Genomic DNA, 24,957 nt, shown 5'->3' on the forward strand with positions numbered 1-24,957 from the left:
AGAACGAAAAAAAACCGGCCGGAGCCGGTTTTTCTGCTTAACGAGGGTTAGTCGAAAAGGGATTCGTGACGGGTTTCTTTACTGAGGAGCAAAGCAATCAGCGTCAGGCAGGCCATCGCGGCCAGATAGATACCCACATAGAACAGACCATAAGTGTGCGCTAACCAGGTAGCGATATAGGGAGCGACAGAAGCGCCCAGTATCGACGACAGATTATAGGAGAACGAGGCGCCGGTATAACGCACTTCCGTCGGGAACAGCTCCGGCAGCAGCGCGCCCATCGGGCCAAACGTCAGTCCCATAATGCTCAGGCCGCACAGCAGGAACGCCATCACCAGCAGCTGATTGCCAGACCCTAACATGCTCGGGAAAATCAGCGAGAAGGCGATAATCATCAGCGTAATTACAATCATCGTCTTACGGCGACCAAAGCGGTCCGCCAGCATACCGGCAATCGGCACCATCACGCCAAAACCAATCACCGCCAGCATCAGCATCCACAGCATGGTATTGCGTGGGAAGCCCAGCCCGCCAGGCGCTGGCGTAGTGCCGTAGGTCATGGAGTAAACGGTCATGATGTAGAACAGGGTATAGGTAGCCAGCATAATAAAGGTACCGAGGATCGTCGCCTTCATATGCCTGGATAGCAGCGTCCCGATCGGCACTTTTACCTGTTTCTTCTCTTTCTTCACTTTGGCAAAGACCGGGGACTCGTTCAGCGATACGCGAACATAAAGCCCAACCAGCACCAGCACGGCAGAGAGAATAAAGGGTACGCGCCAGCCCCACGCCATAAACTGCTGGTCTGTCAGCAGCCAGGAGAGCAGCAGGAAGGTGCCGTTAGCAAAGAAGAAGCCAATCGGCGCACCCAACTGAGGAAAGGAGCCGTAAAGCGCCCGTTTTTTGGCAGGTGCGTTCTCCGTTGCCAGCAGCGCTGCGCCACCCCACTCTCCGCCCAGCCCCAAACCCTGACCAAAGCGCGCCAGCGCCAGCAGCAGGGGAGCAAAGACGCCGATGGTTTCATAACCCGGCAGCAGGCCGATCGCCACCGTGGAAATGCCCATGGTCAGTAACGAGGCGACCAGCGTGGCTTTACGGCCGACACGGTCACCAAAGTGGCCGAACACGGCGGAACCAATAGGACGTGCCACAAAGGCAATAGCAAAGGTCGCCAGCGACTGTAGCGTGGCTACCGTGGCGTCACCCTGCGGAAAGAAAATATGCGGGAAGACGATAACCGCAGCGGTAGCGTAAATATAGAAATCGAAAAATTCGATAGCCGTACCGACCAACGAAGCAACCACCACTTTACTGCGTGAGTTAACGGGCGTGGCATCGTTTTCGGCGTCGGGAGATGGTGCGATGGAGGCTTGCATAGCAGTTTCTTATTTGTAAAACGTGAAAAAGAATCTTACGCACTGCCGGGACACCATTCAATGGCGAAAACCGCGCGGGCACCGGCCTGCGGCACGGAAAAGAGGATCGTGCGTGACAGTGGATATTTACTGGGGGATGGCAGGGTGAAACGTCACTTTTATGGCAATAATCACTAAGAAACGGGCAATAAAAAGTAGTGCCTCAGCGATAAATGCTGGCTTTTGCGCAAAATTTGCGCAGTAAACCAGATTTATGACTGAGTTTGCCGCCTGTGACCGCAGCCTTCTGCCCTGGCATCGGCTGTTACAAAGCGTGTCAGGTGACATATCTGCGGCTTATCTCAGCGTGGCATTGACGCGCTCAAGCATCCACGGAAAGAAAGGGTTGGAGGACTGGCGCATCAACGTATCCAGACTCACCATCAGCACCGCACGTTCTCCCCGTGGCGTCAGCGAGCCGAAGCTCACCCCAAATTCACCCGGCCGCGTTGGCGTTCTGCCATAAAGGGAATCGGTAAGCGGGAAGGGCAGTGCCACGTGGGAGAGCGAATAGACATCCGGGGGATAATTCAGCCCCAGCGGCGTGCTCCGGATCTCTGTGCTGCCTGCGGCCGTGCTGTTAGCGACCTCAATATTACTCTTTGCCGGGGCATTGGTGACCAGCGTGGTGGTATAGCGGCGGGGCGGAGGCGGCAGCAGATGTTCTGCCGCATGTCTGGCACTGCTGCGCATCAGCGGCGAAAGCTGCACCGACTGATTGATATCAAACAGCACCAGCTCACTGCCGTTAGCAGGCAGCAAATTATATAATCCTCTTACCACGGCTGGCGTGCTGACCGTGGCATCCGCTACTGACTGAAAGGTCAGCACCGGCGGAAGTTTATCCAACAGATGGCTGGCCTGGTCGCGGTGCAGCTGGGTTTGCAGGGCGCTGGTGAGCAGCCAGGACTGACGGGCCGCTTTCACCGGAAATGAGTTGTATTTGAAAGGGTTAAACTCCGGCAGGATGCTCAGCCAGGCGGAGCGCGCAAAGGCGGGAAAAACAGAAGGCAGGCCAGCCAGCCCGGCGTAGCGGGCATAGCTGCTGACGCCAATCATGGGTGAAATCAGGATTAACCGGCTGGGGGCGGCTAACGCCGGATCCTCCAGCGCGTCCAGGGCATATTTCATCGCCAGCGCGCCGCCGTTAGAGAAACCGACGATCTGCAACGGCGTTCCGTCAGGCGCAAGTTTTCGTGCCTCCCGCACTGCCAGCCGGGTAGCGGCCATCCACTCTTCCCATTCAACGCTGGTCAGGGCAGCAGGTACGGTCCCATGTCCCGGCAGGCGTATGGCAACCGCCACATAGCCATGCTGCCGGTAATCTTCCGCAAAATGGCGCAGACTGTAGGGCGAATCAGTAAGACCATGCAGCAACACTACTGCGCCGCGCGGTTTACCCTGCGGCATCATGATGTAGGAGCGATTCCAGTCCGTAGCAAAATGGCCCGGATAAACGGGGCTGTGCTCTGCGTAACGGTTGTAGGTTTCCGGATCCGTCTGCTGCAGCTTATCGCTGACGTTAAGCTTCATCTCTGCAAAGATTTTCTGCTCATTCTGCAGATAGCCCGCCCAGTCGGTGCGATCCAGCTGGCTCTCACTCAGCTCTTCCGGCACCCAGGTGTGCCACAGCGCTAAATCGGGCCCACGCTCGGTCAGCGCCACGCGCAGCCCTAACAGCACAATTAACGCCAGTATTGCCACAATCGCCGTGCGTTTCAGCCAGATTCTGGTTCGCTGTAGCATCCTTATCCTGTCCTTTATCGTGTTACCCGGGCTGATCTTATGAAATCAAACGCAGAGTTTGCCTCTCAGACTTTTACAAAGCGCAGATAGATGAAACGGATAATAAAATACTCAATGGCGCCCAGCAGCAGGAACCACAGGCAAAAGACCAGCGTATAGAGCTGGCCGATATCGCTGAAATGGAATATCGCCATCAGTCGGTAAGTCAGGCTGAGGCCAAACCAGGGCGCGGGTAACAATAAAGCGGAGAGCATGCCCAGCATCAGCGTGCTCATCGGCATTAAAAAGGTCAGAAACGGGTTTTTCATCATTGTTCCATTCTGGTCAGAAGCCGCCATTTTCCGGCAATCGGGCTTCAGGTTCAATCTGAAGTGCCCGACCTGGCCTTTTTCACAGCAATTTAGGCATTACAGAAGCGGGGTGTTGATAAATATTTTTTTCATCTGAGTGCCGATACAACCCTGATTTCTGCCTGGAATTCCCCCAGTACCGTCAGGGATGTCCCCTTTAACGTAGTAATTCTTTTAGGCTTTTTATCGATTTTTCAGGCGCAGAATTAGCATTCGTTAAAAAGTATAGCCAAGGCTATACTCAAACCCCTGATTTTGTTGTCTTTTTTTTATCGAAAACGCATGGTAGGATGCGTCACACTTTCATCCGCGGCCGCTTATTTTTACAGCGGGATCGGTTTTTATGATGCGTTGAGGGCCTCCTGGGGTCTCAAGCCGGTATAACCACAATGAACATGTACGCCACTCTCATTCTGGCCTTTGGTATGTCAATGGATGCCTTTGCAGCGGCTCTCGGCAAAGGCGCCTGTCTGCACCGCCCTTCGGTGAAAGAGGCGCTGCGGACGGGATTAATCTTTGGTGTAATTGAGGCGCTGACTCCGCTGATTGGCTGGGCAGTCGGCATCGCTGCCAGCCATTACGTGATGGCCTGGGATCACTGGGTTGCCTTCATTTTGCTGTTTGTGCTTGGCGCCCGCATGATCCGGGAAGGCTTCCGTAAAAAAGAGGATGTTGACGAAGCGCCGCAAAGTCACAGCTTTATGCTGTTGGCTACCACAGCGGTAGCAACCAGCCTGGATGCGATGGCGGTGGGCGTAGGGCTGGCTTTCCTGCAGGTCAACATTGTCGCTACCGCGCTGGCGATTGGCGCATCAACCATGATTATGGCCACGACCGGTATATTGCTGGGACGCTTCCTGGGCCCGGTGATGGGTAAATGGGCAGAAATTTTTGGCGGCGTGGTGCTGATCGGGATTGGCAGCACCATCCTGATCGAGCATCTGAATCTTTTTCCCTGATTTTGCAGGCCTTTCCTGAAGCATCTGGCGGGCAACAGCCCGCTTGTTTAACTTCCGTTTAACTTTTTCTTTGCATACTGAAACTCATTTATGTGATCTGGTTCAAATTTATTTGCCTGCAAAAGGTGCGTCTTGTATAATTTTTTTGCACTTTACTAATAAAATTTGAAGCAGGCCGATCGAAATGAAAAAATTACTTAAACGCGTGTTGCACAGCTATGTTGAAGTCTTTAAACACGTACCGCCGGGTGCCATGTCTTAATGGCGCTGGCCAGAAACCCTCGATAGCCGCGGTCAGGGAAAGACCGATGGTTATCACCTCTCATACCCAGCCTTAACTCTTCCTGCTCGTCAGCTTCAGCGCTTACCCGTTCCAGACCGCTCAATCGCCTTCTTCGCCATTCCGCACATCAGTCACCGTCCCTGTGATTCTTTTCAGCAGGCGCAGGCCAATTCGTCTTCTATCCTTTTAAGCAGTAGCAATCACGCTGTTGATGACCAGCTGACAGAGGAGTTCGACATGACGATTACAGCGAATAAAGTTGCCATTGTGACCGGCGCATCACGCGGAATCGGAGCGCAGATCGCGCTTCGCCTTGGGGAAGAGGGATTCAACGTAGTGGTGAATTATGCCAGCAGCGCCAGCGAAGCCGAAGAGGTGGTGACTCAGCTCAAAGCGATGGGCGTAGAGGGGCTGGCGGTGAAAGCGGACGTCTCCCGATCTGATGATGTGGCTGCGATGTTCGATGCTGCTCAGCACCATTTTGGCCGTATTGACGTGCTGGTGAATAACGCGGGCGTGTTGAAAACGCTGCCGCTGATGGAACATTCAGACGAGTTGTTCGCCCAAACTTTTGCTATCAATGTGCAGGGCACATTTAACACACTGCGTGAAGCCGGGAAGCGCCTGGAGGAGGGCGGCAGGATTATTAATCTCTCCAGCTCCGCTATCGGTCTGAATATGCCTGGCTACGCGATTTATAACGGCACTAAAGCCGCCGTGGAAGCCTTTACCCATACCTTCGCCAAAGAGTTGCGCGGGCGGCAGATAACCGTCAATGCCGTTGCGCCAGGGCCGGTTGCCACAGATCTGTTTTTAACCGGGAAAAGCGAAGAGCTGATCCAGAGTCTGGCGAACCTGAACCCGATGCAGCGCCTGGGGCAGCCGGATGATATTGCCGCCGTGGTGGCCTTCCTGGCGGGCGAACAGAGCGGCTGGATCAACGGTCAGGTAATCCGCGCCAACGGCGGGATGGTCTGATTTTTTCTTCACGTTGCTGAATTACGCCTTACACTCACTGTGTGCACCGATTAAGGCCCTGTTCAGGGGCCTGAATTTTCGATGGATTGAGCTTGGCTTACTGCCCACAACGTGCTGAAAAGAAGGTGTAATCAGATGGAATTTAAAGACTACTATGCGCTGCTGGAGGTTGATCCTTCAGCCGATTTAAAAACAATTAAAACGGCTTACCGACGGCTGGCGCGGAAATATCACCCGGACGTCAGTACCGACGCGGATGCCGAACGCAAGTTCAAGCTGATGGCGGAAGCTTACGAGGTGCTGAAAGACAGCGAGCGTCGGGCCGAGTATGACCAGCTCCGCCAGCATCGCGACGATCCCCGTTTTTCCGGAGCCTCTCCCGGCGCCGGCGGCGGCCACTGGCAGCATGAGCAGGGCGGCGCGGGCGACTACTCCGACTTCTTCGAGTCTGTCTTTGGCCGTCATGCCAGTGGGTTTCAGGGACAAACGCGACGACATCCCCCCAGACGCGGTCAGGATCTGGAGATGGAAGTGCCGCTGTTTCTTGAAGAGACGCTGGCAGGCGATAGCCGGACTGTCTCCTTCACCGTACCGGTCCTGGATGAATCTGGCCGACAGATCGACGAAGTAAAGAAAACGCTTAAGGTGAAAATCCCGGCTGGCGTTACAGATGGCGAACGCATCCGCCTGAAAGGTCAGGGCGTGGCGGGCAGCCAGGGCGCAGCTAACGGCGATCTCTACCTGGTTATCCGGCTGGCGCCCCATCCGCTGTTTGAGGTTGACGGGCAAAACCTGCATATCGTGGTGCCGGTTGCGCCGTGGGAGGCCGCTCTGGGCGCTACCGTTCAGGTGCCTACCCTGACCGGAAAAATATCGCTGACAATCCCGCCCGCCAGCCAGAACGGCCAGCGGCTTCGCGTCAGGGGCAAGGGGCTGTCCGGTAAAACCAGCAGCGGCGATCTCTATGCCATTCTGAAAGTGGTCATGCCCGCTAACACTGACGAACAGAGTGCAGCGCTGTGGCGTGAGCTGGCGGAAAAAGCCGCGTTTGATCCGCGCGCTGCATGGGGGGCTACATCATGACTGAACTCGCAAGGTATACCGTGATTGAGATCTGCCGTTCGGTGGATATTTCTCCGGAGGAGTTAACGGAAGTGGTGGGGTTGGGCGTCATCACGCCGACTGAGAGCGAGCCGCAGTGGGTTTTTGACTATTACGCCGTGCATCAGCTGCGGCGTGCAAGAAGGTTGCAGATTGAACTGGAGCTGGAATGGTCAGGCATTGCTCTGGCACTGACGCTGCTGGACAAAGTCGACCGGCTGGAAAAGGAAAATCTTCTGCTCAGGCGGCAGTTAGAGCGGTTACTGCACAGCGCCTGAACTGCTGCCGATCGCTGAGAAATAAGCAGGCCGGTTATCACCGGCCTGAAATTTTTTGCTTAACGCGCGTTGCCGCGTTAGCCATGGCCTGTTAATCCTGACTCTGATACTCATCCAGCGTGGCGTTCTGACACGCCTCAGGACTCTGACGGGCCTGCGCTTTCTGCTGGTCGTTCAGGTTCATCCAGGCCGCGACAACGGTTCTGGCTTCATCCTCATCGAACTCCGGTTTTTCCTGGGCGGAAGGCGACTGACCGCGGGCGTCCAGCGCTTTCAGCTTAGCGATATAGCTCTCAGCTGAGCCGGTCGTTTTTTCCTGCGTCACGAGGGTACACAGATTAGCAATATAGCCCGCTGCCGGATCTTCCGTGTCGTCTGCGGCCTGTGCGGCACCGGTTGCTGCCAGAATGGCGAGCAGCATCACTACTTTTTTCATACCTGCTCCTTAAAAAAGGCAAAGTGACTTTTATCTTCCATCAGCCCGTCTCTATTTTCAAATGCTTTCACAGCTAAGATTTTTGCGGGCACGGTTTCCTCCGGCCCGGCTCAAGTGATGAGGCTAGTGCGCTTTGGGTATGCCAAACTGCGTCAGCGTGGGATCGACGTTATGGTCAAAAGTCTTCTGATCCTTATGCTTTTTCACCGCATCGATAATCGCCTTGATACCAAAGCCTATCCCCAGTACGGCATCAATGGCCCAGCCCACCGGTCCGGCGGCGGCGCCCAAGGCGCTTGCAGCAGCCAGGCCAGCGGCTTCTCCTGCGACCATTCCCACCACGCGACCCGCTACGGCCCCGGCCATTCTTCCCAGGCCTGCTGAGGCATCCTTCGCCAGTGCGTTAGCCGCGGCGTTATAACCGAGTTTGCCCAGCTCCGCCGTGCCTTTCACGCCGTCGTAAATCGTTTTCGCTGCCGCCGCCTTGTCGCCAGATTTCAGCTGGTCTGAGAGGGAAATCATGCCCGCTACGCCCAGCGCGCCGCCGCCCGCCATCAGACTTTTCCCGCTGCTACTGAGTCCCGCGGCGCTGGTCTGTTTCTCCACGTTATCGCGCAGCTGTGAAAGCATCTCTTTACCACTCATTTTTTGCAGATCGCTCTCTTTTGGCAGCGTTCCGGCCTCTTTCAAATCTTTGAGTACGCTCATGCCTTTGCCGGTTGTGGTCAGCGCTTTCAGCGTGGCTTCAGCGTAGCCGTCCTGAGCAGCGGTAGTGGCGCTTTCCGGAATAGCCGCTTCATAGGCAGCTTTCTGCCGATCCACATCGCTCAGCACCTCGGTGGCATCGGTTTTTTTATTGTTTTTCAGGCCGCTTTCCACCGCCTTGCCCTGGGTAAAGTTTTCGTTATAAGAACGCTCGATTTCCTGCTTCAGCCCAGGCTGGCTGTTCACTACCTCTTGTGTGCTGGGGACTTTTCCCGCCTCTCCCTTCAGGTCGCCCTGCATCTTCAGCTCGGCATCCAGGTTACCAATAGCGCTGCTGTAATCGACAGGCTGCTTCTCTTCCTCTTTCTTGCCTTTATTCGCCTTATCCGCTTTATCCCGGGCGGCCTGCATATCCTGCCCGAGCGCCTTACCGGACTTCAGATCTTCATAACGCTGGCTGACCGCCTGACTGAGTGCAGGATCGCTGTTGATGATGTTCTTTTCCTGCGCGGGCACGGCCTGATTCAGGTAATCCTTCACACTCTGGTCTTGCTGCAACTGACCAATCTTCTCTTCCAGCGCCGCCGAGGTTTTATCAACTTTACGCAGCGAGCTGCCGCCGTTGACCTGCTCTAGCGTCTGTTGCAGCTTCACCATTACAGCGGCTTTCTGCGCGCCGCTGTAGTTTTGTGGGTTATTGAAAACATCCTCATTGAGCTGGCTGATATCCACACTGGCGACCGCATTTCGCGTGGCAGCATCGCTCATCATGCTGGAAAATTCTCCGCCATTAGTGGGCGCCTGCTTTTTAATCCAGTCGTCGATATTATGAGTACTGATTTTCTGATCCGGGTTGTGCAGCGCCAGGCTTTTACCTTCGAACCCTCCCTGATCCAGCATCGTCATCAGCCCTGGCTGAGAGAACGTTTTTGCCGACCGGGTGAGGGAAGAGGCCAGGCCAGGATTGTTTTCCTGCAGCCCTTTCAGCGCGTCGGCGGTGATATATTTATCGACCTTGCCATCCTGATTCAGTGCTCCAGCTTTTGCCAGCGGTTCGCTGGCCCGCAGCGTGGCCGCCGACATCACCATTTGCAGCGACTGGGGATCGGCGTTGGGATTTTCCTTTTTGTAATTATCGACATCTTTGCTTGCCGCATCGCGGGCTTTTTCCATGTTTTTAACAAAGGATTTGTAGTCGCCGCTGGTGGTTTTGCCGTCCGGCTTTCCGCCATGTTTGCCGACATCCATGGCCCTTTCCAGCGCCGGGTTAGCGCCAATAAACGCTTTGGCCCGATCGCCATCTTCGCCTCCTGCGGCGGCCATTTTCGCGGCGGCTATCGGACGGTTCATCTCTTTCGCTGCCTGTTCCCGCTGCTCTGGCGGCAGGTTTGATACCAGCGAATCATATTTCTTCAGCTCTTCCGGGGAGGAGTAAGGGGAGTTATCCAGGAAGGCGGCATCACTGCCGGGCGAAGCTGGCGCGGCCTCACTCCCGCTGGCCTGAGATTGCCCCGTATCCTGAAGCGGGGAGGTGGCAGTGGATTGCCCGACGTTGCCACTCTCTGCGCTTTGTGGCACTTCTCCTGTCTCCGCCGTGCTCTGGATGTCAGCCGCTTTTTTCAGCAGCCCGGCAAGCATCGAAGCCAGCTCCTTCAGCGCATCTTCCTTAGCCCCGACGCAGGCTTTCTCTGCCCCGGCCAGGCTGCCCGCCTGTCCAAACTGGATACTTCCTGCACCCGTTTTTAGCACCGGATTGGGTTGGTTTGCCTGAGCTGGCGGGGCAGAAGAGGCCGGGCCGGTGGAATCAGCCAGACCGGTTCGTGAATGGAGAACGCGCATGATAACTCACCTGAAAGCGATTGCTGGGAACAGGTAAGTGGGCGGAAAGAGGGGTCAGGTTCCTTTTTTCTTACAGCCAGCGTCTGAACCACGCAATCTGCTGCGTGATGACAGAGAGAAAATGGGGGCCATTGTAGATTTCGTAATGCCTGGCGCCCCTCTCAATATGCAGCTTTTTCGTCCCGGCAGCGACCGCGTCAAACAGCGCCATCGCCTGCTCTGGCGGATTGACGGTATCCGATCCGGCGGCAACGATCAGCGTTGGACAGGTTACCCGGCTGGCGAATTCAACAGGCTTATAATTAAGCGTTTCCCGCACCGTCAGGAAAGGGATCCTGATATCCATGGCCGGAAAGGCAGCTTTGTGGCTCTCAAAAAAGGTTTTTGACTCTTCGTCATTCAGGACTCGGGTAATGGCGACAAACGTCTCCCTGCCCGTGGACGCCTTTTTGTCCGCCATTTTATCAAGGGTGGCGATAAAAGCCTTTTTCTCCTCTGCCGTCATTGATCCGGTGACAATGCTCTCTCCGTCGGCAAAGGGCAGCTGGCTGACCACACAGCGGACATCAGGGTTATCTGCCGCGGCCGCCATAACGTGCGAGCCGCCAAAGGAGGTTCCCCACAGACCCAGGCGGGAGCTGTCGACCTCGGGTAAGGACCGGCACCACTGCATGACGCTGATGATATCCGCAATCTGCATGGCAGGCACCAGCCGCCCACGTTCGCCGCCGCTGGCACCAAAGCCACGATAATCAAAAGTGATGGCGGTAAAGCCTGCCTCTACAAAAGCGTTAACAAACGCGGGTAACAGAATTGGCTGGATGCCGCAAAAACCGTGGCAGAGAATAATGGTGGGGGCTGAGCTGATGTTATCAGCCGCGTGAACCGTGGCGGCAATTTTGCCAGGCAGAGTAAAGGCAGAGACGTTCATACCTGTTCCTTGTAAAAAACGATCCTGAAAAGCGGTAAAATAGTACCAGTCATAATAAGGGCGATCGCGAATAAAATAGCAAAATAACCGCAGGCTGGCAGAGGCAGAGAGGGAACTTAAAGACGAAAAGGCCCTTTTTATGACGGCGATCAATTAACGCAAACGCTGGAAAAAAGGATCCGCAACCGGCATTGCCGATCGCGGATAGTTTAACGCTACTGCTACTGGATCAGTCGTTTAACCCAGGCGATTATCTCCTGATCTTTACCCTGTTCAAACAGACACTGCTGGAAGCGCTCCCCGCCGACAGCCGTTTTTACCAGTTCAGGATCCAGGGCTCTCAGCGTATCCAGATAGTTCTCTTTCATCACCGCGCTTTTCACCTGATTCAGAATGCCCGCGTTACGAACCTGAGGCTCTTTGCGCTCGGCTGGATAGCCTTCGCCTTTGCGGCCGGTAAATGCCTTTTCAAAGATATAGCGCACATTAAGCTCTGCGCCCCAGCCGAAACCTTTAGCGAAAGGCAGAGCCAGCGCGTTGCCGTTATTGATCTGAGCAAACAGGAAGGCGTCGGCTGGATCGACACAATAGCCGCATACCACCCCAGGATGGATATTCAGTGAAAGTAACGCGCCCTGACCGGTGCCACAGCCTGTCACCACAAAATCCACGGCTTTCGCATTCAGCAACAGGCTCGCCATAATCCCCAGGTGGATATAGGTCAGGTGATGATCCCCCTCATCCTGCATTCCCACGTTAAAAACGGCATCCTTGTTTTCGGCTGCTACAGCCTTTAACTGGGCTAAAACTACGGCATTTTTTGCCGCCTGGCTGTTTTCCATCATCAGTGCAATATTCATATTTTCTCCGGTTTGCAGGCTTGTTGGTTAATAGAGGCGAAGGGCTAGCGCGCGAGCCAGCCACCGTCCACCGCAAGGGTGTAGCCATTGACGTAATCAGAAGCGCTGGAGGCCAGAAACACCACCGGCCCCATCAGGTCCTGCGGTTCTCCCCAGCGTCCGGCAGGAATACGGGCGAGAATTTCACTGCTGCGGCTCTGGTCTTCGCGCAGCTGTTGCGTATTGTTGGTAGCGATATAGCCAGGCGCCAGCGCATTAACGTTGATGCCATGTCTGGCCCACTCGTTGGCCAGCTCGCGGGTAAGTCCCATGACGGCACTTTTCGACGCGGTATAAGAGGGGACCCGAATGCCCCCCTGAAAAGAGAGCAGGGAAGCGATATTGATGATTTTTCCGCCACGCCCCTGCTTAATGAACTGTTGCGCTACCAGCTGTGACAAAAAGAACAGCGTTTTGATGTTCACATTCATCACGTCGTCCCACTCCTGCTCGCTGAACTCCAGCGCCTCGTTGCGGCGTATAATGCCGGCATTGTTGACCAGAATATCTATCTGGCCCATCTCGCTCACCGCCTGTGCCACCAGCGATGGCAGAGATTCCTGCTGACCGAGGTCAGCTTTCAAACTCAGAAACCGCCGCCCCAGGGCGATGACCTCATTAGCGGTTTCTGTGGGCTCACTGCGGTTAATGGCCACAATGTCGCACCCTGCCTGCGCCAGGCCTACGGCCATACTTTTCCCAAGACCGGTATTGCATCCGGTGACGATGGCTACCTTTCCGTGCAGAGAAAAATGATTCAGGATCATGCTGTTTTCCTTGTTTTACAGATAGACATGCAGGTATTCCACCAGGCATAAAATCGCCATCGCCTGCCCGTACGGCATCGACGTCAGCGGGATCTGGCGGTAATAATTGAGATCTTTGCCCATGCCTGTACCAAAGGAGACCTGGGTCAGTTCGCCGTCGTGACTGATATGGGAGATCAGCCCCCTCAGCGCCTTTTCGGCCACGGCGACGTAGCGCGGATCGGCATAATGACAACGTGCGGCTTTCAGCATGCCAAATGCGAAGCCTGCGGTAGCGGAAGCTTCAAGGTAGGAGTCGGGATCGTCCAGCAGCGTATGCCATAAGCCGCTTTCATGCTGGCATCGCTCCAGCGCCTCAAGCTGGCTGGCGAGTACCTGCTGGAGAAAACGTCGGGTGGCATCCTTTTCCGGCAAATCCAGCAGGCTGAGAAATTCCGGTATTACAATGGTGAGCCAGCTGTTACCGCGCGCCCAGCGGGCGTTAGCAAAGTTGTGCCTGCCCTCAAACGTCCAGCCGTGGAACCATAATCCCGACTGCCGATCCATCAAATGCTGCGTATGCACCAGGAACTGATATTTAGCCTCTTCAATGTAGTCCGGGCGGTTCAGCAACTGGCCGATTTTTGCCAGCGGCAGCACGGTCATCATCAGCGTGTCGTCCCACAGCTGTTGATGGTTCTCTTCAGCCAGCGTGATGTGCTGCATACCGTCGCAGTCGGTGCGGGGCATTTTGTGCATGATCCAGTCGGCCCAGCTTTCAAGATAGGGCAGCCAGCGCGGATCGCGGGTCTCTTCATAGCGGTAAGCGAGCGTCAGAAACGGACAGACCGTATTCACATTACGGGTGGGAGTCCCTTCACTAAACCGGTTGCTGAACCAGTTATCCACGATGGCCCGAAGCCGATCGTCGCCGGTATGGCGATAGTATTGATGAATGCCATAGAGGCCGATGCCGTGCGTCCATTCCCATCCCGCCCAGCCTTTGGTATCGATGACCCGACCATCATCCAGCCTCAGCAGAAACTCCCCCGTGTCGTCGGTAATGTTCACCAGGTTATCCACCAGCTTGTTGATCAGCTGATGCAGCTCCTTGCAGGAGATGAACCGCTCCGGCTGGCGTAGCAAGGCGCTCTGTTTTACGGGATAAACCAACATAAATACTCCTCTCAGATCAGGGACGGGTTAACTGGCTGGCGACAGGGGTTGCCGCCGGGCTTGCCGGTAAAGGCTGCACGGCTGGCTTATTGCGATTGAGATAGCCAATATTGTTGTTTCCCCACAGCGCTTCATAAGGCAGACCGGCCAGCAGTTCCACGGTGGCTCTGGCCTGAGGCGTGATATCCGCAGGCACCACATTGCCTGCCGCGCGCATCTTCTCAATCTCTTCACGTAATGTCTGATGGGTGGCGAGGTTGAGCCTGAAGCGCAGGGAGATGAAAAAGCCGATGCAGAGCATTACCAGCGTGCCGCCGCAAAGAATGGTGAGAATGGCATGACTGACCGCCGGGGTTTGCGTCGCGCTGCCGGCGACGAAGCCGGAGAGCTGCATCAGGATCCCTACCAGCATCACTGCGCCCGCCTGCGATGCTTTGCGGGTCAGCGTCATGATCCCGGCAAAAATGCCCTCGCGGCGCTGCCCGGTGATCGCTTCATCCACATCGGAAATGTAGGTGTAGATATTCCAGGGCACATAATTGATGCCGCCGCGCCCCAGTCCTGCAATGGCAGAGACGAACAGCAGAAGAGAGAACACATTGCTTAAGCCGCTGTAGTAAAGCAGGCCATAAGAGAGTGAGCTGAGGCCAAACAGCACCACCACAATGCGATAAGAGGGAGCGGGACCAAACCGGATACAGAGCGGGATCATGCCGATCACCGCTACAAACTGCATGATCGCCATCGTCCCCATCAGATTTGAGGCCAGGCTGGCGCTCTGCATCAGTACAAAGACCACGTAATAGGTGAAAACTGCGTTGAAGATGTCCTGAGCGATATAGCCGCCGAGGTACATGCCAAGATGTTGACGAAATATTCGCACCCGCAACGTGGAGGTCAGTTCTGTCTTCAGGCGGCTCAGGCTTTGACTGAGCGTCAGCTTTTGCTGCTCGGCCTGTAGTGCGGCGCTGGACTTCTTCTCCGGCGGACGTTCCCAGGTGTAGAACCAGACCAGTGTCAGCACGATGGCGCAGATCACCGAGAACACCAGGCTGGCATAGAAGAAGGAGATCGCATTGTCCTTGCCGAAATAGCTCAGCAGCATGCCCGGCAGGAAAGCGGCAAGAATGGCCGAGAGCTGAGCAAGAGCGATACGTGCGCCGGAGAATTTGGTTTTCTCTTTGAAATCATCGGTCATTTCCGGCACCAGCGTCTCGTAAGGCACCAGAATGGAGGTGTAGACCACCTCAAAGAGCAGATAAGTCATCAGATAGTAAACGTAGGTCATGTCGCCGACCCACATTAGGCTATAGGTAAAGACCAGCGGAATGCCGGTGAGGATAAAAAATTTGCGGCGGCCAAAGCGTTTGCCAAACCAGGTCGAGCCGAAATTATCGGTGAGGTAGCCCATCAGTGGGCTGACGACGGCGTCCAGCACGCGGGCCAGCGCAAAGATCGAGGTCGCTTCAATCGGACTCAGTCCGCAGAAGGTGGTGTAGAAATAGAGCAGCCATGCCGAGGTCAGCGCCATGGTGCCAGCGCCGAGGAAATCACCTGACCCATAGGCTAAATAATTTAGCGTTCCTGGTTTACGTGTCATCATCGTATCCTTCCTGATTTACCTGATAAGCGCCCGGCGATTGTCGGGGGATGAGCTAAGGTAGAACCAGTAAGGGGCAAAAACCTTTGCGATTTTGCCAACAGAAGGAAGGGAGTGACACGTAAGTAAAGAAAGCCGGGACCGATCTCACCAATTTAATAAAATGGCGTTTCATTATTATTAAATTGGCGTCTTGTTTATCCTTTCAGAGGCGAGCAGCCGGTCGGAAAGTTGCCTGTTTTGAACTCTTTCAGGCCTGCATATAAAAACTTGAGCGGGCGGGGGCTTGCGGTTCCAGCAGACAGCAAAGGCTGTGCCATAACAGCGAAATCCACCAAAAGGTCAGGCTTGTCATGGTTCTCTCCTGTGAGACGATGCCCGAAAAGATAAATGTAATCTGAATAAGCAATTTCGCCAGATTCGCCGGGGCAAAACGCTTTTTTTGTTAAAAAATGCGTCGATGCCCTCAATTTGTAACTTCCTCCTCTGCCTGACTTTGCGCTTCTTTACCCGTCTCACGTCCTGACACTCTTATTTATCCGCTATGGTTAAGCCTTGTTTACTTTGACTTTCCATCTTGCTTTTGAGGATAACGTCTGTGTCAAAACTCATCTCTTGTCTGGTGTTCTCAGGCTTGGTCACTGCTTTTACCGCTTCTGCCGCTGACAGTACGCCAAAATATGGCCCGCAGCTGCAGGGATTTGATTTCCCCTATCCCATACAGAAATTCGACTTCACCTCTCAACAGCAGCAGCTCACTATGGGTTACATCGATGTGAAACCCAGCGGCAGTGCCAACGGTCGTACGGCGGTGCTGATGCATGGGAAAAACTTCTGTGGTGTCACCTGGCAGGCGTCGATAGACGCCCTGAGTCATGCGGGCTATCGGGTGATTGCACCGGATCAGATTGGGTTTTGTACCTCCAGCAAACCCGAGCATTATCAGTACAGTTTCCAGCAGCTGGCGCTGAACACAGAAAATCTGCTCAGGAAATTGCATATAGATAAAGTGACGCTGGTGGGCCATTCCACGGGTGGTATGTTGGCAACCCGCTTTGCTCTGATGTACCCGCAAGAGGTGGAGAAACTGGTGTTGGTGAATCCTATCGGCCTGGAAGACTGGAAAGCGAAAGGAGTGCCGTGGCGGAGCGTGGATGATTGGTATCAGCGCGAGCTGAAAACGTCGGCTGCCAGCATCAAAAAATATGAGCTGAACACCTACTATGGCGGCCGGTGGAAACCGGAGTACGATCGCTGGGTCACTATGCTGGCCGGCCTGAACAACGGCCCGGGCCATGAAATCGTCGCCTGGAACTCCGCCTTGTTGTACGACATGATCTTCACTCAGCCGGTTTATTACGAATTCAAAAATCTGCAGATGCCGACCACGCTGATGATCGGCACCTCAGACACCACCGCCATTGGCAGCGATATCGCACCGCCAGAGGTTAAGGCGAAAATCGGCCATTACAATGAGCTGGGTAAACAGGTTGCCGCGCTGATCCCGCAGGCAACCCTGATTGAATTCCCGGGAATGGGCCATGCGCCGCAGATGGAGGAACCGGCGAAATTTAATCAGACGCTGATTAAGGATCTCAGTCAGCCCTGATTAGCGACACTGGGAGGTGCAGGCCTGCAGGCAGGTCTGCATCTTCGCGCCACATCCGCTGTTGTCGTTGCGGTCGCACTGGCTGTTCTGCACATAGCACTGTTGCTGACAGAGGCTGACATCGCATTTCGCGGCTACCGGCGTGGCGATGATATCCTGCTTAGGCGGCGCCAGAGGGAGCTGAGAAAGCTGGGAGCAGGCTGTTCCTGAAAACAGCAGGATCGCTAAGGCAAAGAGAGTGCTCTTTTTCATAAAAATGTCCCCAGAATAAATAGTGCCCTTTCGGCGGCTTTAGTCCGTTCTTCCCCATAATTGTAGTCAGTGGCTTTCAGGCGTTTTAGCGTGGTGATCAGCGATTCCAGGGTAAATGCCTGCTTCTCACCCAGTATGGTCAGTACCGCACCGCCTATCTCATTACAGATCGCTTTTGCTTCAGCCATATCTTCATCGGTGGTGACGTTCTCTTCACGCATACTGCCTCCCACGCTTTCGCCTGTTTATAAAATCATAGATACCCCCTCTGAAAAAGCGAACGCTCGTCTCATTAAGTGTGAAACAGCCACACCGGAAATGCCTTTCTCCGTCTGGCATGGCTTATACTGGGCATGCCGCTGCAGATGCATCCGGCAGGTTCATTACAGCCGAAATAACGCAAAATTCTCGTAAAGAGGGCACCATGACCGGAGACGAACAGAGCAGGATCACGACTTTAGCGCAGCTGGAACAGCTTTATGGCGACGTGGCACCTCCCTCACTGATGAAAGTCGCTGACCATATTCACCCGGCTTACCGTCCATTTATTGAATCTTCTCCGTTTGTGGCGCTGGCGACCTCAGGCGATGCCGATCTGGATGTTTCCCCGCGCGGCGACCCGGCTGGTTTTATTCAGATAGAGGACGAGAAAACCCTGCTGCTGCCGGACAGGCGTGGCAATAACCGCATCGACAGTTTAAAAAACATTCTTGGCGATCCCCGGGTGGCGCTGCTTTTTCTGATCCCGGGCATAGGTGAAACGCTGCGAGTGAATGGCGAGGCGGAAATTAGCGTGGATCCTGCACTGCTGGCGCGTTTTACGGTGGAGGGAAACCAGCCCCGCACAGTGTTGCGGATCCACGTCCACAGCGTTTTCTTCCAGTGCAGCCGCGCTATTGTCCGCTCCCGGCTTTGGGAGGCGGATACGCAGCTGCAGCGTTCACAGCTTCCCAGCACCGGCAGCATTCTGAAGGCTGTCTCCCACGCTGCCGTCGATGGCGAAGCTTATGATAAGGCGCTGCCGGAACGCATTAAGAAGACGCTTTATTGAGAATATAGTGCGGGTTTAGAAAGAATCTGTAGGTCACAGGACTCAACGGTCTTCTTTGCTATGCCAGACGCGCAGAAGATAAATCTCTTCATCTTTCAGTTCGTAACGTATTTCATACTGGCCCACAATAAGTCGCCGTACTTCCCGAGGCTCAAACTCACTAAGAACTGGACCATGGCGCGGATGAGTAATCAGGCTGGTGGGAGCATTAACCAAAGCCTGAACCGCGTTAGCAGCAGCCCGGGGATTCACTTTTGCCAAAAATTGATAGACCCTTTCTAAATCCTTTATGGCAGGGTCGGCCCAGATAAAGCGCATAGTTATTTTCCTGGCTCGGGCGTGCTCAATTGCGTATCGGTACCCAGACTTGCTGCCCATTTCACTACATCGTCATGTTCAACAACGCGCCCTTCTTCAACGGCCTGCAGAGCTTCCAGTGTGAGCCGGTGACGATGTTCTTCCTGTTCAATGATGGCCGCGAGCGCCTGCTTAACAAGCCATCCACGCGAACGATCGTAATTTGTCGCCATTGCATCTAATTTTTCTGCCATTTCAACTGGGATATGTGCAGTAATAACGCGAGTTTGTGACTGGCCCATAAATAAATTTCCAGCAGTGATTTACTTTTAATCATAACCAATCAGCTTGTTTATGGCGACTTTTTCATCGTTTTCTTCCAGTGCAGCCGCGCTATTGTCCGCTCCCGGCTTTGGGAGGCGGATACGCAGCTGCAGCGTTCACAGCTTCCCAGCACCGGCAGCATTCTGAAGGCTGTCTCCCACGCTGCCGTCGATGGCGAAGCTTATGATAAGGCGCTGCCGGAACGCATTAAGAAGACGCTTTACTAAAACGTTCAATCTTGCTGCTTTAGACCGGACAGAAGTTTCCACCTCTTGTTTTTGTGGTTATTGGTGGGTATATTTTTTTATGCGTTAACACGCCAGGGAGCAGGCATGTCCAGCAGGGAACTGATGAAGCTGTTGCAGCAGAATGGGTGGGTTTTAAACAGAGTGAAAGGGAGCCATCACATTTTTATTAAAGAGGGAAAGGAGCACCATATTACCGTTCCCCATCCAGAGAAGAACGTTGCAAAGGGCACACTGCATGACATTCTCAAAAATATGTAATAAAAGCGGCGCGTTCCGCGCGCCCTTTCAGATATCAGAAATGAAGGTGAAATAAATGAAATTTCCGATCTACCTCCACAGGGCAGAAGGCGGCAGTTTCTCCGGCTTTGTACCGGATATCAAAGGTTGCTATTTTGCTGGCGACACAATTGATGACGCAATTGCGGACGCCTTTAACGCCATTGATGCACATCTGGAATTTCAGGCAGAAAAAGGCAAAGACTTGCATGAAGCGCAGGATATTTCCGCGCATCTGCAAAATAGCTCGTGTGAAGGGGGCTATTGGGCTTACGTTGAGGTCGATTTATTGAAATACGAGGGCAAAGCGGTGAAGTTAAACATTACCCTGCCGCAAAATCTTTTATACAGAATAGATAGCTATGTTGAGCTGAACAAAGAATATGGTTCGCGGAGCGGTTTTATTGCCGCGCTGGCGCGCCGTGAGTTAGTGAAATCTGCCTGACCGACAGGGTGTATCCTTTTGTTGAAAAGGCCTGCCTGTAGCGGGCCTTTCAATATCGTACTCATAAAATTGATTACGAAAATTTCAACGTAATATTTTTAGGATGAAAGAATGGCAGAGTTAACCAGAATAAATTATCCACAGCTTGGTCAAGTAAAAGCACCCTATGTCCACGCTGTTAAACATAATGGTACGTTGTACGTTTCAGGACTGACTGCTTTTGGCACGGCGGCACAAAAACAAGGTATTGTTGAACAGGCTGAAGCTATTTTTTCGCAATTTAAGCTGATAGCCGCTGCTGAATCTGTATCGCTGGCTTCACTGATTAAGGTGACCATTTTTGTCACCTCGCTTGATGAATTGGATGGGCTGAGAACAGTGCTGTTCAGGAATTTTGGCGAGTGCTTACCCGCCAGCTCTCTTGTCCAGGTAAGCCAGCTTTTTTCGCCCGACCTGATTATTGAGATCGAGGCAATCTTTGCGCTTGATGCGTGACACTACTCCGGCCCCCGGGCCTTTAAAATTCTGCCTGCCTGATCGGCGGTTAAGGGATAATCGAAGAAGCGCTGATAAAAATCCTGCGTGGCTTTTACCATATTCAGGGCAGGGAACAGCTCCGGATGCAGGAGCTTTGCCGCCCACTGGATCTGTAAGCCCGCTTCGGTGCCATAGCGATCCCAGGGGAAGACGCCAGCCGGGTTTTGCCAAACCTGATGATTTTTAACAGCCTTCAAACTGCTGAACAGATTAGCGTAATCTGAGCTGGCAATCGTCCCGGCTCCCGCGCCGATAATGATGATATCCGGCTGCCAGAACAGTACCTCCTCCGGCGACGTCTCTTTCATATTGCCATCGATTTTCTCAGCCACGTTGCGCCCGCCCGCCAGCTTTATCCAGGTATCAATTAATGTGTTGCGGCCATCCACTTTCAACGGATGCAGGGACTGGATATGCAGCACGCCTGGCCGTTGTGCCGCCGTCAGCCCCGCCGTTTTCGCCCGGATAGCGGCAATCTGCTGATCCAGATACGTGTTGTACATTCTGGCGCGCTGGCGGGCGGTGGCGGTGCCAACTACTTCAGCGGTGGTCAGCAGGGATCGCTTCATCGACGGGAAATCATCAAAGCCCATTACCAGCGTTGGCAGGCCCGCCTGGCGATAGGCGGCGGCATCGCCATCTTCCGCCGCCACAAAGACGGCATCCACCTTACGCACCAGCAGGGCTTCGCTCGAAAAACTGCGGCCATGTACTGACAGCGCCTGATTAAGCGAAGGCTGAATTTTGAACATCCAGGGCCGGTCTTTGGCGTGATTCACCGTGGCGACAATGCGGTCGCCTGCGCCCAGCGTCATCAGCAGCGAATGGTGGGCATACCAGCCATCGGCAATTCTTGTGGCCTGTGCAGGCACGGTGACGGTATTACCAGCGTCATCGGTCACCGTCCGGGCTGACGCAGCCTGGCTCATGGTCAGGCTCAGCGCCGCCAGCAGCGCCAGGATCGGGCGTTGACTTATTTTCAAACTCAGCGCCGCCAGCAGCGGCAAAATCGGACGTTTACTCATCGGGACCTCATCAGAAATTAAGCTGCATGGAAACCTGTACCATCCGCGGCTCACCCAACTGGGCGCTGGCATAGCCTGCACCGCTGTAGCCGTTCAGGCCACCCGGCACGATATTGGTCCAGTAGTGGCGATTGGTCAGGTTGGTCATATCGAGCCGGAAGGTGGTATCGGTACTGAACAGCCGCGTTTTATAGCTGGCACCCGCATCAAAGGTCGCGTAACTGCCTGTCCAGCTCTCATTGGCGTTGTCGGTGCTGCGGCGTCCTGTGTAGTGCATACCGCCGTGCAGATCCGTCCCGCTGAGAAACGGCAGGTCATAAGCGGCAAACAGGCTGGCGGTATAGCGGGCAAGGCCGACAATCTGCTTGTTCTCTGTGCTGGCGCTGGCGGTGTCGCGCAGGCGGGGATCCAGCCAGCTCATGCCGCCATAAATATGCAGATTCTCCGTTACGTCACCATCGGCCATCAGCTCCAGGCCGCGATTGCGCTGGTTGCCATCCACACTATATTCAGCGTCTGTACCGGTATAGGCGAAGGGGCGGTCAATCTGGAACAGCGCCGCAGTCAGCAGGACTTTCCCCACTGTCAGCTTGCTGCCCACTTCTGTCTGTTTGCTGCGGTAGGGCGACAGAATATTGCCTGCATTGCTGGCGCCGGCAGGCGCTGTATCGCCCTGTTGCAAGCTGTCCGCGTAAGTCACATAGAGCGTCAGTGGCTCTGTCGGCTTATACATCAGGCTTGCTGAACCGCTAAAGCCGCTGTTACTGGCGTCGCTGGTGCGGCTGCCGGTTTTGTTATAGTTCGCCGAGCTGAGAAAGCTCTCGCTGCCCGCCAGCAGCAGACTCCATTGGGGTGAAAAGGTCAGGGTATCGCTCAGCAGGAACGCCTGCTGCGTAGCGGTGGCTGAATGGTAGCGATGGGTAAAGTCGGGATAGTTGGGCCGATCGTAAGCGCGCGGGTCGTTAAGCGAGGCGCTGCCAAGCGTGGTTGTGCCGCCATGCAGCGGATTTTCGTTTTTCCAGACGAAGCCGCGAATGCCGGTGGAAAGCTGATGATGCAGCCAGCCTGTATCCACTTCGCCATTCAGGTTTGCCATATAGCTGTTGATAGTGAAGCGGCTGGCGGTGGCGGAGGAGGTCGTGCTCTTGTAATGCCCGGCGCTGTCGGTAAAGGTATTGGTTACCGCCGTCGATTCCCTGTCGGCAATCTGTCTCAGCACACCCACTTCCCCCTGCCAGTTACCGTCGAAATCATGCTTCAGATGCAGGCTGGCAGTGAGCGTATGGTTGTCACTCCCGGCGTAAGACTGGCCCAGATGCGCGGTTTTCGGGTTGGGCGCGGCGGGGAAGGAGAGGCCGCTACCCAGCGCAAACTTCCCTGGCAGTCCTTTTTCATAATAATGGTAATAGCTGAAATTGCTCTCCAGCACCGTCTGGTCGGTGAGGTTAGCATCCAGCGCCAGGCTGAAGAGCTGGCGGCGTTTTTTGCTGCCGCTGACATAGCCGTTGCCCTCATCATCAAGGAAGTTCGCGCGATAACGCAGACGATCGTTCTCATCCAGCGGCCCGCTAAAGTCACCGGAAACCAGATGGCTGAGACCGGTGCCCGCGCCAACGGTCAGGCTGTGCTGAGCGATATCGGTGGGACGTTTGGCGACAAAGTTAAAGAGTCCGGCGGGATTTGCCGGGCCATACAGCGAGCCTGCCAGCCCGTTCAGCACTTCAAGATGGTCAAACTGTTCGCTGGCATAGTCGGTGGTGGAAACCACATTCAGCCCGTCAATCATCGAATTCTGCACCACGCTGCCCTGCATGCCGCGGGTCTGTGGGCGGGCGCCCTCACCCTGTACGGAGGGCATGTAACGATAAATATCGCTGAGGCTTTTCAGCTGCTGGCGCTTCATCAGTGAAGGCGAAATCACCTGCACCGACCAGGGCGTATTGCGAATTTCCTGCTTACCGAGGTTGCCCAGCGTCGCCTGTTTATCCGGCGCGGCAACCTCGCTGTCTGGGGCTACGGCATTGACCGTCAGCGTCTTATCATCGGTTGCTGCCTGCGCCTGGAGCGCGACAAGGATCAGGGCACTTAGCGCGCCTGTCTTAAAAGAGGGAGTGACCACTATTTATATTGCCTTATGCTGCGGTGCGGCCTGGAAGGCCGCCAGAGCGGGGGTGCTGTAAAAAGTGCGCGAAGATTATCATATCGTTATGTAATCAAGTATACAGCGTGAGGCATGCGGTTAAATTCAGAGTAACCTGCTGATGACGGCAGAAAATGCAAAGCATGCTAACGAATATGACGCGGCCCGCATCACAATATTTCGCCTCTTACCCCCTATAGCCTCAGGCTATACCCTGGCAACAAACAAGCATTATCCTGCGTCGGGCAACGGTGAAATAGTCTTATCAGGCAAACCCTGCAACCCGATAAGAGATAACCTGATGCTGATCCCGCAACCCTATTTGTTATTCCTTGGCGATGTGACTGACCCGCTGGCCGCGAAAACCGCGCGCGGTATTCAGGTCTGGCGACCAGAGCAGTGCGTAGGGCAGATACGCCTGCCGGGCTGCAGCGTTTCGCTGGGGCTGGACGATTTGACCATTGAGGCGGCCGTGACGGCTGGCGCGAAAACGCTGGTGCTGGGCACGGCTAACGCTGGCGGCTATCTGCCGGAACACTGGCTGGATACCGTGCGCGGCGCAATCAAAGCGGGCATGAACGTCGCCAGCGGCCTGCATTATCGCCTGGTGGATAATGAAGAGCTGGTGGCGCTGGCGAAAGAGCAGGGCGTAGAGCTGTTCGACATCCGCCATATGCGTCCCAAACTGGAGGTCGGCAGCGGCAAGAAACGCAGCGGCAAGCGCGTGTTGACGGTGGGCACCGACTGCTCGGTGGGCAAAATGTACACCTCGCTGGCGCTGGAGTCCGCCATGCGTGAGATCGGCCTGAAGGCGGATTTCCGTGCTACGGGGCAGACCGGGATCCTGGTCGCCGGTGAAGGCATTGCCATTGATGCCGTCATCGCTGACTTTATCGCCGGGGCAGCAGAAGCGCTCTCGCCAGCCAATGAACCCGATCACTGGGATATCGTGGAGGGTCAGGGTTCACTGTTCCACCCCTCTTACGCTGGCGTCAGCATGGGCCTGATCCACGGCGCCCAGCCGCACTGGCTGGTGATGTGCCATGAAATGCATCGTCCGCATATGCGCCATTTGCCGCATCAGCCGATGGTCAGCCTGGCTGACTGCGTGGAGGCCAACCTGCGCGCCGCGCACGTCACCAGCGACAACGTGCAGCTGGCTGGCTTTGCCATCAATACCTCCAATTTCCCCGAGCAGGAAGCCCGTAACTACTGCCAGCAGGTCAGCGAAGAATTTGGCGTACCGGCGACCGATCCGGTGCGTTTCGGCATGACAGAGATCGCCGCGCTGCTGAAGGAGCGTGGCTGATT

At 54.9% G+C, this 24,957-nt stretch carries 28 protein-coding genes and 1 pseudogene; 12 read left to right on the plus strand and 17 right to left on the minus strand.

Annotated features, from left to right (window positions below):
- Window positions 1–47: 47 nt before the first annotated feature.
- The 3 genes from Q3V30_RS00805 to Q3V30_RS00815 form a co-directional block, all read right to left on the minus strand.
- Complete coding sequence (locus Q3V30_RS00805; RefSeq protein ID WP_306209553.1) at window positions 48–1,376, minus strand: MFS transporter; 1,329 nt, start codon at window positions 1,374–1,376, stop codon at window positions 48–50.
- Between the two features lie 336 nt (window positions 1,377–1,712).
- Window positions 1,713–3,161 carry an alpha/beta hydrolase gene (locus tag Q3V30_RS00810; RefSeq protein WP_306209554.1) on the minus strand — a complete coding sequence of 483 codons (1,449 nt, stop codon included), beginning with the start codon at window positions 3,159–3,161 and terminating at the stop codon, window positions 1,713–1,715.
- 65 nt (window positions 3,162–3,226) lie between these two features.
- On the minus strand, window positions 3,227–3,469 hold the full coding sequence (locus Q3V30_RS00815; protein ID WP_306209556.1) for a DUF1158 family protein: 243 nt from the start codon (window positions 3,467–3,469) through the stop codon (window positions 3,227–3,229).
- Between the two features lie 431 nt (window positions 3,470–3,900).
- Here Q3V30_RS00815 and mntP point away from each other — a divergent pair, with 431 nt between their 5' ends.
- The 5 genes from mntP (at window position 3,901) to Q3V30_RS00835 (ending at window position 7,110) form a co-directional block, all read left to right on the plus strand.
- Window positions 3,901–4,470, plus strand: a complete 570-nt coding sequence (gene mntP / locus Q3V30_RS00820; RefSeq protein WP_306209558.1) for a manganese efflux pump MntP — start codon at window positions 3,901–3,903, stop codon at window positions 4,468–4,470.
- Window positions 4,471–4,654: 184 nt separating this feature from the next.
- Window positions 4,655–4,732 (plus strand): stress response protein AzuC, encoded by a 78-nt coding sequence (azuC, locus tag Q3V30_RS22715; protein WP_428979274.1) that lies wholly within the window; start codon window positions 4,655–4,657, stop codon window positions 4,730–4,732.
- Window positions 4,733–4,990: 258 nt separating this feature from the next.
- The gene (locus Q3V30_RS00825) at window positions 4,991–5,731 is read left to right on the plus strand and encodes an SDR family oxidoreductase (protein ID WP_306209560.1); all 741 of its coding nucleotides are present in this window, start codon (window positions 4,991–4,993) and stop codon (window positions 5,729–5,731) included.
- Window positions 5,732–5,866: 135 nt separating this feature from the next.
- On the plus strand, window positions 5,867–6,814 hold the full coding sequence (gene cbpA, locus Q3V30_RS00830) for a curved DNA-binding protein (RefSeq protein WP_306209561.1): 948 nt from the start codon (window positions 5,867–5,869) through the stop codon (window positions 6,812–6,814).
- A complete protein-coding gene (locus Q3V30_RS00835) occupies window positions 6,811–7,110 on the plus strand; it encodes a chaperone modulator CbpM (protein WP_306209563.1) in 300 nt (99 codons plus the stop codon). Before cbpA ends, Q3V30_RS00835 begins: the two co-directional genes overlap by 4 nt.
- A gap of 91 nt (window positions 7,111–7,201) precedes the next feature.
- Here Q3V30_RS00835 and Q3V30_RS00840 read toward each other — a convergent pair whose 3' ends face one another.
- The 8 genes from Q3V30_RS00840 to Q3V30_RS00875 form a co-directional block, all read right to left on the minus strand.
- Complete coding sequence (locus Q3V30_RS00840) at window positions 7,202–7,546, minus strand: hypothetical protein (protein ID WP_306209566.1); 345 nt, start codon at window positions 7,544–7,546, stop codon at window positions 7,202–7,204.
- A gap of 123 nt (window positions 7,547–7,669) precedes the next feature.
- Window positions 7,670–10,090 (minus strand): type III effector HrpK domain-containing protein, encoded by a 2,421-nt coding sequence (locus Q3V30_RS00845; protein ID WP_306209568.1) that lies wholly within the window; start codon window positions 10,088–10,090, stop codon window positions 7,670–7,672.
- Between the two features lie 70 nt (window positions 10,091–10,160).
- Window positions 10,161–11,021: a UilS family quorum-quenching N-acyl-homoserine lactonase gene (gene uilS, locus Q3V30_RS00850; RefSeq protein WP_306209570.1), complete on the minus strand. Its 861-nt coding sequence runs from the start codon at window positions 11,019–11,021 to the stop codon at window positions 10,161–10,163.
- Window positions 11,022–11,242: 221 nt separating this feature from the next.
- Window positions 11,243–11,881: an RpiB/LacA/LacB family sugar-phosphate isomerase gene (locus Q3V30_RS00855; RefSeq protein WP_306209572.1), complete on the minus strand. Its 639-nt coding sequence runs from the start codon at window positions 11,879–11,881 to the stop codon at window positions 11,243–11,245.
- 44 nt (window positions 11,882–11,925) lie between these two features.
- On the minus strand, window positions 11,926–12,687 hold the full coding sequence (gene kduD, locus Q3V30_RS00860; protein ID WP_306209574.1) for a 2-dehydro-3-deoxy-D-gluconate 5-dehydrogenase KduD: 762 nt from the start codon (window positions 12,685–12,687) through the stop codon (window positions 11,926–11,928).
- 15 nt (window positions 12,688–12,702) lie between these two features.
- Window positions 12,703–13,842 (minus strand): beta-galactosidase BglB, encoded by a 1,140-nt coding sequence (gene bglB / locus Q3V30_RS00865; RefSeq protein ID WP_306209576.1) that lies wholly within the window; start codon window positions 13,840–13,842, stop codon window positions 12,703–12,705.
- 16 nt (window positions 13,843–13,858) lie between these two features.
- Window positions 13,859–15,445 carry an MFS transporter gene (locus Q3V30_RS00870; RefSeq protein ID WP_306209577.1) on the minus strand — a complete coding sequence of 529 codons (1,587 nt, stop codon included), beginning with the start codon at window positions 15,443–15,445 and terminating at the stop codon, window positions 13,859–13,861.
- Between the two features lie 194 nt (window positions 15,446–15,639).
- The gene (locus Q3V30_RS00875) at window positions 15,640–15,912 is read right to left on the minus strand and encodes a hypothetical protein (RefSeq protein ID WP_306209579.1); all 273 of its coding nucleotides are present in this window, start codon (window positions 15,910–15,912) and stop codon (window positions 15,640–15,642) included.
- Between the two features lie 128 nt (window positions 15,913–16,040).
- On the opposite strand from Q3V30_RS00875, the gene Q3V30_RS00880 reads away from it, so the two are divergent.
- Window positions 16,041–17,051: an alpha/beta fold hydrolase gene (locus Q3V30_RS00880; RefSeq protein WP_306209581.1), complete on the plus strand. Its 1,011-nt coding sequence runs from the start codon at window positions 16,041–16,043 to the stop codon at window positions 17,049–17,051.
- Here the strand turns inward: Q3V30_RS00880 and Q3V30_RS00885 are convergent, their stop codons facing one another.
- Together Q3V30_RS00885 and Q3V30_RS00890 are read right to left on the minus strand one after the other, a co-directional pair.
- Window positions 17,052–17,303 carry a hypothetical protein gene (locus Q3V30_RS00885; RefSeq protein WP_306209583.1) on the minus strand — a complete coding sequence of 84 codons (252 nt, stop codon included), beginning with the start codon at window positions 17,301–17,303 and terminating at the stop codon, window positions 17,052–17,054. It lies immediately after the preceding gene.
- Window positions 17,300–17,524: a hypothetical protein gene (locus Q3V30_RS00890; RefSeq protein ID WP_306209585.1), complete on the minus strand. Its 225-nt coding sequence runs from the start codon at window positions 17,522–17,524 to the stop codon at window positions 17,300–17,302. The genes Q3V30_RS00885 and Q3V30_RS00890 overlap by 4 nt, the downstream gene beginning before the upstream one ends.
- 203 nt (window positions 17,525–17,727) lie before the next feature.
- On the opposite strand from Q3V30_RS00890, the gene Q3V30_RS00895 reads away from it, so the two are divergent.
- The gene (locus tag Q3V30_RS00895) at window positions 17,728–18,354 is read left to right on the plus strand and encodes a pyridoxamine 5'-phosphate oxidase family protein (protein WP_306209587.1); all 627 of its coding nucleotides are present in this window, start codon (window positions 17,728–17,730) and stop codon (window positions 18,352–18,354) included.
- 42 nt (window positions 18,355–18,396) lie between these two features.
- Here the strand turns inward: Q3V30_RS00895 and Q3V30_RS00900 are convergent, their stop codons facing one another.
- Complete coding sequence (locus Q3V30_RS00900; protein WP_306209589.1) at window positions 18,397–18,672, minus strand: type II toxin-antitoxin system RelE/ParE family toxin; 276 nt, start codon at window positions 18,670–18,672, stop codon at window positions 18,397–18,399.
- 2 nt (window positions 18,673–18,674) lie between these two features.
- Complete coding sequence (locus Q3V30_RS00905) at window positions 18,675–18,953, minus strand: CopG family ribbon-helix-helix protein (RefSeq protein ID WP_306209591.1); 279 nt, start codon at window positions 18,951–18,953, stop codon at window positions 18,675–18,677.
- A 69-nt stretch (window positions 18,954–19,022) separates the two neighbouring features.
- Here Q3V30_RS00905 and Q3V30_RS00910 point away from each other — a divergent pair.
- The 4 genes and pseudogenes from Q3V30_RS00910 to Q3V30_RS00925 form a co-directional block, all read left to right on the plus strand.
- A pseudogene (locus tag Q3V30_RS00910) lies at window positions 19,023–19,202 on the plus strand (pyridoxamine 5'-phosphate oxidase family protein); the annotation flags it as partial.
- Window positions 19,203–19,325: 123 nt separating this feature from the next.
- Complete coding sequence (locus Q3V30_RS00915) at window positions 19,326–19,481, plus strand: type II toxin-antitoxin system HicA family toxin (protein ID WP_428979226.1); 156 nt, start codon at window positions 19,326–19,328, stop codon at window positions 19,479–19,481.
- 55 nt (window positions 19,482–19,536) lie between these two features.
- Window positions 19,537–19,944, plus strand: a complete 408-nt coding sequence (locus Q3V30_RS00920) for a type II toxin-antitoxin system HicB family antitoxin (RefSeq protein ID WP_306209596.1) — start codon at window positions 19,537–19,539, stop codon at window positions 19,942–19,944.
- A 111-nt stretch (window positions 19,945–20,055) separates the two neighbouring features.
- Window positions 20,056–20,439, plus strand: a complete 384-nt coding sequence (locus Q3V30_RS00925; RefSeq protein ID WP_306209598.1) for a RidA family protein — start codon at window positions 20,056–20,058, stop codon at window positions 20,437–20,439.
- Between the two features lie 2 nt (window positions 20,440–20,441).
- Here Q3V30_RS00925 and Q3V30_RS00930 read toward each other — a convergent pair whose 3' ends face one another.
- Window positions 20,442–21,410, minus strand: a complete 969-nt coding sequence (locus Q3V30_RS00930; protein ID WP_306213280.1) for an ABC transporter substrate-binding protein — start codon at window positions 21,408–21,410, stop codon at window positions 20,442–20,444.
- Window positions 21,411–21,516: 106 nt separating this feature from the next.
- Window positions 21,517–23,625: a TonB-dependent receptor gene (locus Q3V30_RS00935; RefSeq protein ID WP_428979227.1), complete on the minus strand. Its 2,109-nt coding sequence runs from the start codon at window positions 23,623–23,625 to the stop codon at window positions 21,517–21,519.
- 322 nt (window positions 23,626–23,947) lie between these two features.
- On the opposite strand from Q3V30_RS00935, the gene dgcN reads away from it, so the two are divergent.
- Complete coding sequence (gene dgcN, locus Q3V30_RS00940; RefSeq protein WP_306209600.1) at window positions 23,948–24,955, plus strand: N-acetyltransferase DgcN; 1,008 nt, start codon at window positions 23,948–23,950, stop codon at window positions 24,953–24,955.
- The last annotated feature ends 2 nt before the right edge of the window (window positions 24,956–24,957 follow it).

This window comes from Erwinia pyri (assembly GCF_030758455.1).
GTDB classification, from domain to species: Bacteria; Pseudomonadota; Gammaproteobacteria; order Enterobacterales; family Enterobacteriaceae; genus Erwinia; species Erwinia pyri.

Coding starts and splice junctions, on each gene's coding strand:
- Q3V30_RS00825 (WP_306209560.1), top strand. CDS start 4,991: ATGACGATTACAGCGAATAAAGTTGCCATTGTGACCGGCGCATCACGC.
- Q3V30_RS00855 (WP_306209572.1), bottom strand. CDS start 11,881: ATGAATATTGCACTGATGATGGAAAACAGCCAGGCGGCAAAAAATGCC.
- bglB (WP_306209576.1), bottom strand. CDS start 13,842: ATGTTGGTTTATCCCGTAAAACAGAGCGCCTTGCTACGCCAGCCGGAG.
- Q3V30_RS00835 (WP_306209563.1), top strand. CDS start 6,811: ATGACTGAACTCGCAAGGTATACCGTGATTGAGATCTGCCGTTCGGTG.
- Q3V30_RS00895 (WP_306209587.1), top strand. CDS start 17,728: ATGACCGGAGACGAACAGAGCAGGATCACGACTTTAGCGCAGCTGGAA.
- Q3V30_RS00900 (WP_306209589.1), bottom strand. CDS start 18,672: ATGCGCTTTATCTGGGCCGACCCTGCCATAAAGGATTTAGAAAGGGTC.
- Q3V30_RS00920 (WP_306209596.1), top strand. CDS start 19,537: ATGAAATTTCCGATCTACCTCCACAGGGCAGAAGGCGGCAGTTTCTCC.
- Q3V30_RS00805 (WP_306209553.1), bottom strand. CDS start 1,376: ATGCAAGCCTCCATCGCACCATCTCCCGACGCCGAAAACGATGCCACG.
- Q3V30_RS00845 (WP_306209568.1), bottom strand. CDS start 10,090: ATGCGCGTTCTCCATTCACGAACCGGTCTGGCTGATTCCACCGGCCCG.
- Q3V30_RS00890 (WP_306209585.1), bottom strand. CDS start 17,524: ATGCGTGAAGAGAACGTCACCACCGATGAAGATATGGCTGAAGCAAAA.
- Q3V30_RS00930 (WP_306213280.1), bottom strand. CDS start 21,410: ATGAGCCAGGCTGCGTCAGCCCGGACGGTGACCGATGACGCTGGTAAT.
- dgcN (WP_306209600.1), top strand. CDS start 23,948: ATGCTGATCCCGCAACCCTATTTGTTATTCCTTGGCGATGTGACTGAC.
- Q3V30_RS00915 (WP_428979226.1), top strand. CDS start 19,326: ATGAAGCTGTTGCAGCAGAATGGGTGGGTTTTAAACAGAGTGAAAGGG.
- Q3V30_RS00925 (WP_306209598.1), top strand. CDS start 20,056: ATGGCAGAGTTAACCAGAATAAATTATCCACAGCTTGGTCAAGTAAAA.
- Q3V30_RS00905 (WP_306209591.1), bottom strand. CDS start 18,953: ATGGGCCAGTCACAAACTCGCGTTATTACTGCACATATCCCAGTTGAA.
- uilS (WP_306209570.1), bottom strand. CDS start 11,021: ATGAACGTCTCTGCCTTTACTCTGCCTGGCAAAATTGCCGCCACGGTT.
- Q3V30_RS00885 (WP_306209583.1), bottom strand. CDS start 17,303: ATGAAAAAGAGCACTCTCTTTGCCTTAGCGATCCTGCTGTTTTCAGGA.
- Q3V30_RS00870 (WP_306209577.1), bottom strand. CDS start 15,445: ATGATGACACGTAAACCAGGAACGCTAAATTATTTAGCCTATGGGTCA.
- Q3V30_RS00840 (WP_306209566.1), bottom strand. CDS start 7,546: ATGAAAAAAGTAGTGATGCTGCTCGCCATTCTGGCAGCAACCGGTGCC.
- azuC (WP_428979274.1), top strand. CDS start 4,655: ATGAAAAAATTACTTAAACGCGTGTTGCACAGCTATGTTGAAGTCTTT.
- Q3V30_RS00815 (WP_306209556.1), bottom strand. CDS start 3,469: ATGAAAAACCCGTTTCTGACCTTTTTAATGCCGATGAGCACGCTGATG.
- cbpA (WP_306209561.1), top strand. CDS start 5,867: ATGGAATTTAAAGACTACTATGCGCTGCTGGAGGTTGATCCTTCAGCC.
- Q3V30_RS00810 (WP_306209554.1), bottom strand. CDS start 3,161: ATGCTACAGCGAACCAGAATCTGGCTGAAACGCACGGCGATTGTGGCA.
- kduD (WP_306209574.1), bottom strand. CDS start 12,687: ATGATCCTGAATCATTTTTCTCTGCACGGAAAGGTAGCCATCGTCACC.
- mntP (WP_306209558.1), top strand. CDS start 3,901: ATGAACATGTACGCCACTCTCATTCTGGCCTTTGGTATGTCAATGGAT.